Genomic DNA, 7656 nt, shown 5'->3' with positions numbered 1-7656 from the left:
CCGTGGCGGGTGTGGTGGGGGTGGCCCCCCCCACCCCCGGACCCCCCCGGGCCCCCCCGCCCGGCGGGGCGGCGCCCCGGGCGGGGGGGGGCCCCCGCCGGGGGCGCCCTCCTCACAGGAGGCCGCTCGCTTCGAGGAGCCGCATCCAGGAGTCGCGGGGGCGGCCCTTCCGGTCCCGCTCCTCGACGACCTTCGGCCCGAGGACGCCCGCGACCAGCTCCGGATACTTCGGGCCCAGCACGAACTCGTCGAAGAACTCGACGATGCCGTCCGCGAAGTCCTCCGTGTGCACCTCGTCGATCTCGTACTTGTAGAAGGCGATGTAGTCGTCGGGGTCGCAGTAGTAGACGTCGCCGTTCCGCAGGTCGAGCCGGATGGGGGCGCCGCCCGCGATGTCGTCGCGCAGGTCGGGCGAGAGCCCGTACCGCTCGTAGCCGATCTCCAGCGGATCGCCCAGCGGGCAGTGGTCGTTGGGCCGCCGCCACCGCCAGGCGTCCGGACCGGCGATCTCCGCCGGCTGGACGAAGTTGAAGTAGTCGCCCGCGAGCCGCGAGAACAGGCCGAACACCTCGGTCACCCCGGCGGGCAGCTCCGGGATCGGCTCCAGCGCGTTCGGCTCGCGGATCTCGACCCCGAACCGGTACTCGTCCTCGACCCGCTTGACCAGGTCCAGTTTCGCCCGTAGCGCGTCCATGCCGGCACCCTAGACCGCGCGTCGGACACGGCGCCGGGGCTCGCGCCGCGGCGGCGGCTCCCGCAGCAGGCGGGCGAGCATCCGCAGCTCCGTGCCGATCCGCGGGTCCGGCACGTCCAGGTCGTCCGGCACGTCCGGCGGGACGACGCCGCCCGCCGCGGCCGCCGCGAGCCCGGTGAAGTACGGCCCGACCGCCGCGGCGTCGCCGCCGCCGCGCGGGCCCCGCCCCGGCGACTCCGTTCCCGGCAGCGCCAGGATCAGGTACCCGAGCCGCTCGGCGGCGATGAGCCGCGGCCAGAGCGTCTCCGCCGCCGGATGGTCCCCGACCGCCTGCACGTACACGTCCCGCAGGTTCAGCAGCGACGACTGCGCGTCCCGGCGGGCCTGGACGATCTCGAGCCGGGGGCGCCCCGCGAGCACCGCCGTCAGCAGCCGTCCCTCCAGCCGGATCGTCGTCGCCAGCACCGCCGACACCCGCCGTCCCGTCGCGCGCCGCCACAGCAGGTGCCCGCCGACCACGCCGATCGCGCACCCCAGCAGCGTGTTCACCAGCCGCGCCTCCGCGAACGGCACCGGCGACGCCCCGGGATGCGCGGCCTCCACCAGCAGCAGCGTCAGCGGCGTGATGAACATGACGGCCAGCGCGTAGTTGCGGGCGATCAGCAGCTCGACGACGAACTGGAGCAGCCCCACGATGAGCGCGACCGCCACCCCGTGCGGATGCAGCGGCAGCAGCAGCGCGGCCACCCCGAGCCCCGCGACCGTGCCGATCGACCGGTTGATCGCGCGCTGCCACGTCCCCACGAGCGTCTGCCCCTGCAGCACCGCGCACACCGCGATCGCCGCCCAGTACGGCTGCGACAGCCCGAGCGCGAACACCACCGCGAGCGCCACCGCCGTGCACACCGCCGCCCGCGCCGCCGACGCCGCCACCAGCGAGTGCCGCGACGCCGCACCGGCCAGCGCGAGCCGCAGCGCCCGCACGGACGAGCCGCCGGACGGCGCCGGGCCCTCCGGCCGCGTCCGGCGCGCCGCCTCGACGGTCGCCCGCAGGGCCCGGCCCGTCCAGCCCGGCGCGCCCACCGCGTTGGGGTCGGGCGCCGCCGCCGGATCGTCCACGGCACCGGCGAGCTCCCGCAGCGTCGCACCGACCGACGCGGGCGGCGGACGGTGCGCGCCCGCCGCGACCACCGCGCCGAACACCTCGCTCAGCCGCAGCACCATCGCCCGCAGCCGCCGCACGTGCGCGGTGCCGCCGCGGTCGCCGACGCACCGCGCCGCCGCGTCCAGCGCCCGGGCCGCGTCGTGCCGCGCCTGGTCCATGCCGCCGGTGCCGACGGCGTCCGCCAGTTCGGCCACCGCGCGGAACGCCGCCGACACCGCCGCGTTCTCCGGCCGCCGCGGCCGCCGCAGGAACCCCGACATCATGACCAGCCAGGTGAACGCGCCCCCGGCCAGCACCAGCCCGCCGCGCAGCGCCCACGCGCCCGGATCGTGCGGCAGCCCCGTCGCCGACGCGGCCACCAGCGTGATCAGCAGCGCGCCCGGCGGCCGGGACGTCACGACGCCGACCACGTAGCCGCTCAGCCCGGCGAACACCCCGAGGACGAGCACCACCGCCCACGCGTGCGGCGCGGCGAGCGTCCCGGCGACCATCCCCAGCGCCAGCGCCGCCACCGTCGCCGCCAGCGCCGCCGCGCGGCGCCCGTACGGGACGCCCCGCGCGTACGGGCCCGCGAACGCCCCCATCGACGCGACCATGCCGAGGTCCGGACGTCCGGCGAGGGCCCCCACGAGGGACGGCACGGCCATCGCGAGCCCCACCCTGGCCGCCGACCCGGCCGGCACCCCCGCCCGCCGCACCGCGAACGCCCCCCGGACCCGCGCGGGCGCCCGGATCGCGGGCGGCTCCGCCGGCCGCCGCGCCCCCGGCCCCCGATCCCGCGTGCCGTCGTCCCGGTCGGTCATCGCGCGCAAGGCCCCCCTTCGGACGGCCGCCCCCGGACCGCCCCGTCCTGGATATCAGGAGGTCAACACCGCCTTACGCGCCGCCTCGCGCCCACGCTCAGCGCGGCACCACGGTGACGCCGAACTGCTTCAAGCGGTCCAGGACCTTCCCCAGGGACGGGTCGTGGTACGGGTCGTTCGGGACGCGCGGTGCCCACGAGCGGCGCGCGACGTCGAAGTCACGCCAGACCAGCGTGAACCCGCCGGTGGTCCCGTAGCCGCCGGACATGCAGTCGTCGACGGCGACGAGGTTCTTCCCGAAGTAGCCGCCGGGCCCGTTGATCGCTTCGCCGAGCGCGCAGAAGAAGCCGGCGCCGCCGGTCACGTGGGCGCCGTCCAGCTCGAACGTCGAGCCGTCCGGACGGTCGGCGCCGTCCGTCCGCACGTGCCGCTGCATGGCCACGTTCACCCAGGCGCGACGGCCCCGGTCTCCGTACCGCGCCCAGAGGCCCGCCGTCCGCGGCGGCCCCGCCCGCCACATGTCCCAGATCTCCTCTTCCTCGGGGAAGGGGCGATGCCCCCACGTGGTCGCCGAGCAGCGCAGGCCCTCGGGGACGAGCCGGGTGGTGCTGGGCGCGAGGTGGTACTCGCCGAGGACGGTGCCGTCCGCGCCCAGGACCTCCAGCCTGCCGACGTTCTCCGTGGCCTTCCCGGTGCCGGGGAGCAGCTCCGCCATCTGGGGGCCCGGGGTGTAGCGGCGGACGAGCGCGTCGAGTCCGAACCGTTCCGCCATGTCGTCTTCGAGGGTGCCGGTGAAGAACCCCTCGATCTCGTCGAACGAGCACAGCACCCCCTCCTCGAGGCCGTGACGGTCGTCCGCGATCAGCCGATACCTCGCCATCCCCACCTCCGTCATCGGACCGGTCCCCCTTCGGGATACCACGGCCCGGGGAAGAGCTTGAGATTGCGGTAGTTGTGGTTGAGGGCGTAGCCGAGCTTGCCGTCGCGCATCTCGACGATCCGGTGGTCCGTGCCGGGCACGTCCCACTCCAGGCCCCCCGACCAGCGCGCCCTGTTCTGCGCGCCCAGCTCGTGGCCCTGGAAGACCTTCTGGTCGCCGACGTTCAGCCCATTCGGGATCCGCCCCTCCCGCCGGTCGCGCTCGTCGTAGACGCGGGGCGTGGGGGCGCCCAGCGGCGACGGGATCCCGTTCCGCTCGGCGGCCCGCATCGCCTTGATCTTCTCGTACTCCTCCTTGAGCCTCCTCGGCACCGGGTTGTTGCTCGACAGCTTGTACGGGGCGAGGCCGAGCGGGTCGGTGAGGAGCGTCGGGTTGCGGACGTACGCGTGCGGGTTGAGCTGGGGGTCCAGGCCCTGCGGGTCGGGCGACGCGTACCGGCCCGTCCCGGGGTCGTAGTACCGCTGGTGGTTGTAGTGGAGTCCGGTCTCCGCGTCGAAGTACTGCCCTGGGAACCGGAACGGGCACGGCGCGGCACCGCCCGTCCCGTCCGGATCCGCGCCCCACAGCGTCGAGCCCCGGTGCCAGGCGACCGTCCCGTCCGGGGCGACCAGTTCCGTGGGGGAGCCGAGCAGGTCGGCGACGATCGCGTGGAACCGTTCGTCCACCCACTCCTGCGTGCCGGGTGCGGCGGTGCGGTCGAGCTGGGTCAGCGGACGGTACGTTCCGGGCTCGTAGTCCCAGGAGGACGCGCGGACGGTGAACCCTGCGGTGCCGCGGACACGGTGCACCTGCTCGACCAGGTTCGGGCCGTCCCAGGCGTAGGCGAAGCTCTCGTCGACCGCGCCGTCCGCTGCCACGTGCTGCTTGCCGATCCGGCGGCCGAGCGGGTCGTAGTGGTAGTACCAGCGGGTCCCTTCGGGGACCTCGGCGGCGGTCAGCCGGTCGTCGGCGTCCCATTCGAACCGCCAGCGGCGGCGGGCGCCCGAGAGCGTGACGTGCTCGCGCAGCACCACCCGCCCCTGCCCGTCGTACTCGAACCGGACGCGGCCGGCCCGATGCAGGAGCGTCCCGGACACCTCGCGCGGGCCCGCCGCGCCGTCCTCGCCCCCGGGCCATTCGGCGGCGGTGACGTTGTCCAGCCCGTCGTAGGCGTAGCGTTCCTCCGGGCCCTCGCCGCGGACGGACGTCACGCGGCCGCGCGGATCGAGCTCGTAGGCGCGGTTCCCGCCGAGGCGGTCGGCGACGGTGGTGACCGCGCCGTCGGCGCGGTAGCCGTACGCGCGGTGCTGGAGCAGCCGAGCCTGTCCCTGGTCGGCGGGTCCGGGGGCGCCCCAGACCGCCTGGGCGGCGAGGCGCCCGGACGGGTCCCACTGCTGGACGAGCGCCGCGCCGGGGCCGATGCGGCGCTCGACCTCCCGGCCGAGTTCGTCCCGGGAGAATTGCAGCGTCCCGGTGCGCAGACCGGTGGTGTCGAGGCGGCTTGGTAGGCCGAGCACGTCGTGCGTCCACGTGCTGCGCACACCGGTCGGCGTCGTGCGGGAGACGGTCCGGCCGGCGGCGTCCCGGGCCACCGCGACGCGGGCGCCGTTGCACACCTCCGCGACGACGCGGCCCGCGCCGTCGCGTTCCAGGACGAGGTCGACGCCGCCGCCCGTGGCGCGCACGAGACGGCCCATGTCGTCGTGGGCGAACGTGGTGACCCGGTCGCCCGAGCGCTGCTCGACGACCGCGCCGAACGCGTCGCGGACGAACGTCGTCTCCTGACCGGCGCCGTTGGTCCGGGAGACGAGCCGGCCCGCCGCGTCGTGCGCGTACCGGAGCGTGCGGCCGTCGAAGTCGGTCTCGGCGCGCAGCCGGCCCGCCGCGTCGTGCTCGTAGGTCCAGGCGAGCCCTTCGGGGGTGCCGACGCGGACGAGCCGCAACTCGCCGTCGTAGGTGAACGTGAGGCGCGCGCCGTCCGGGCGGACGGTCGCGACGGGCACGTCGAACGGCCCGTACTCGGTGCGCTCGGTCCGTCCGGCCGCGTCGGTGTACGCGATCGCGTTGCCTTCGGCGTCGTAGGTCCACCGTTCCTCGGCGCCGCCGGGGGAGACGCGCGACTCCAGCAGCCCCTCGACCGTCCAGCGCAGCACGGTCGTCCCGGACGGATCGGTGATGCTCGCGGGCCTGCCCAGCGCGTCGTAGGCGTAGCGGGTGGTCGTGCCGGACGCGTCGGTGATCGACACCGGTCGTCCGGCGGGGTCGAGTTCCGTCCGGTACGTCGCGCCGGACGGGTCGGTGACGCCGACGATCCCGCCCCGTTCGTCGTGCTCGTAGGCGGTGGCGGCGCCGGACGGATCGACGATGCGGGTCATGTTGCCGCGCTCGTCGTACTCCATGGTCCACGTCGTGCCGTCGGGTTGCGTGACGAGCGTGGGCAGGTGGAGTTCGTTGTACTCGGCGGTGGTGCGGGACCCGTCCGGGTGGACGACGGACGTGACGTTGCCGACGTCGTCGTAGGCGAACCGGACGATGTTGCCGAGGGGGTCGGTGCGCGACAGCACGTGGTCGAACTCGTCCCACTCGGTGCGGACGGAACCGCCGAGCGGATCGATCTCCTCGACGACCTGGCCGGACGCGTTGTACCGGTAGACCGTCGCGTGGCCGGTCGCGTCGGTGACGACGGTGCGGCGCTCGTCCGGCCGGTGGTCCAGGGTCGCGTCGAGAAGGCCGCCGGTGCCCTCGCCGCGCACGGCGCGGCCCTCGTCGTCGTAGGTGTACCGGTACCAGAAGCCGTTGCGGTCCTCCCAGCCGGTGAGCCGGTCGCGGTCGTCGTAGCCGAGCTTGAGGGGACGCCCGGACGAGTTGTAGACCTCGGCGAGGTTCCCGGCCTCGTCGTAGCCGTACCGCACGAGGACCGTCCCGGCCGGGTCGGCGTCGTGGAGGAGGCGCAGTGCGGTGACGCGCCGTTCGGGCTCGGGGCCGGCGAGGTGGAGCGGCGCGGTGTCCACGGCGACGCGCGGGCCGCCGAGGGGGCGGATCCCGGTGAGGACGCCGTCCTCGTACTCGAGGTCGACGCGGTCGCCGTTGCGGTCGGTGACGGCGACCAGCGGCAGCCGCGACCAGCCGTACCGCTCGCCGGGGGCGGGGAAGTGCAGGGTGCGGCCGGTGCGCGGGTCGGTGAGCGTGTAGCCGCCGTCGGACGTCAGGACGAGGTCGCGGCGGGCGCCCGCGACCGGCCGGAACGCCACGTTCGGCACCATGGTCTGCGGGAAGCGGTGCACGGTGGCGTCCTCGTCGAGGAAATGGACGCCTTCGGGGTCGAGTTCGAGCGCCTGGTCGAGCGTCGACGCCCAGGTCCGTCCGAACAGCCGGCCCGCGCCGTAGGTGGACACGTGCGTCCGGGTCAGGGGGAACGGCAGTGCGGCGCCGAGGTCCGCGTCGTGCTGGGTGAGCAGGACCTCGCCGGTGACCACGTTGATCGGGTCGTTGGTGGTCGAGGAGTTCTGCTCGGTGCGGGCGCGGGACTGGTCGGAGCCGCCGCGGCGGTTCCCGTCCGTCCCGTCCCGCCTGCCGCCTGGGGTGCGGTTCCCGCCGGGACCGGGGGAGGCGCCCGGTCCGCGGCCCCGCCCGGCCGGGACGGGGAAGTGCGAGCCCGCCGCCCGGCCGAAGACGCCTCCGGCGGCGCCCGGTCCGCGGCGGCCCGGACGGCGCCTACCCATGGACGGGACGGGGGGACGGGGGCATCGGCGTTCCCTTCGCGTGCGGGGGGCGAACGGAGCGAGATCCTAACAAGATCATCGAAGTCCGGACGCGCGGAAGGGCGCGGCGGGGCCGCGCCCTTCGTGGTGTTCGGGTGGCGAGGAAAGCGGGGAGGCTGGAGCGTCAGAAAGGTGTGAGAAGGAAGCCTCCTCATGGCCTCGCCGATCACACGGTAACACACGCGGGCGGGAATGTGCGGGAAAGGGAACGGGCGCCGCGGTGAGCGGCGCCCGTTCGACGAGGAGAGCGAAGGAACTGGGTTGAAACACTGGCCCCTTCGGGCCAGGCATCAGAAGGAAGCTCCCTCGTGGCC

At 75.2% G+C, this 7656-nt stretch carries 4 protein-coding genes; all 4 read right to left on the bottom strand.

Going from position 1 to position 7656, the window contains the following annotated elements; all coding sequences use genetic code 11:
- Positions 1-112 precede the first annotated feature (112 nt).
- The 4 genes from AB0L25_RS27900 to AB0L25_RS27885 all read right to left on the bottom strand — a co-directional run bounded on the left by AB0L25_RS27900 (position 113) and on the right by AB0L25_RS27885 (position 7303).
- Entirely contained in the window at positions 113-694 is a 582-nt protein-coding gene (locus AB0L25_RS27900; RefSeq protein WP_500175668.1) for a hypothetical protein, read from the bottom strand.
- A gap of 9 nt (positions 695-703) precedes the next feature.
- Entirely contained in the window at positions 704-2662 is a 1959-nt protein-coding gene (locus AB0L25_RS27895) for an FUSC family protein (protein WP_500175671.1), read from the bottom strand.
- Between the two features lie 97 nt (positions 2663-2759).
- The gene (locus AB0L25_RS27890) at positions 2760-3542 is read right to left on the bottom strand and encodes a barstar family protein (RefSeq protein ID WP_500175667.1); all 783 of its coding nucleotides are present in this window, start codon (positions 3540-3542) and stop codon (positions 2760-2762) included.
- 11 nt (positions 3543-3553) lie between these two features.
- On the bottom strand, positions 3554-7303 hold the full coding sequence (locus AB0L25_RS27885; protein ID WP_500175666.1) for an RHS repeat-associated core domain-containing protein: 3750 nt from the start codon (positions 7301-7303) through the stop codon (positions 3554-3556).
- Positions 7304-7656: the final 353 nt, after the last annotated feature.

The organism is Spirillospora sp. NPDC052242 (assembly GCF_040679555.1).
GTDB lineage: Bacteria > Actinomycetota > Actinomycetes > Streptosporangiales > Streptosporangiaceae > Spirillospora.
The sequence above is the reverse complement of the archived record's forward strand: the minus strand, read 5'-3'. Positions and strand labels throughout refer to the sequence as shown.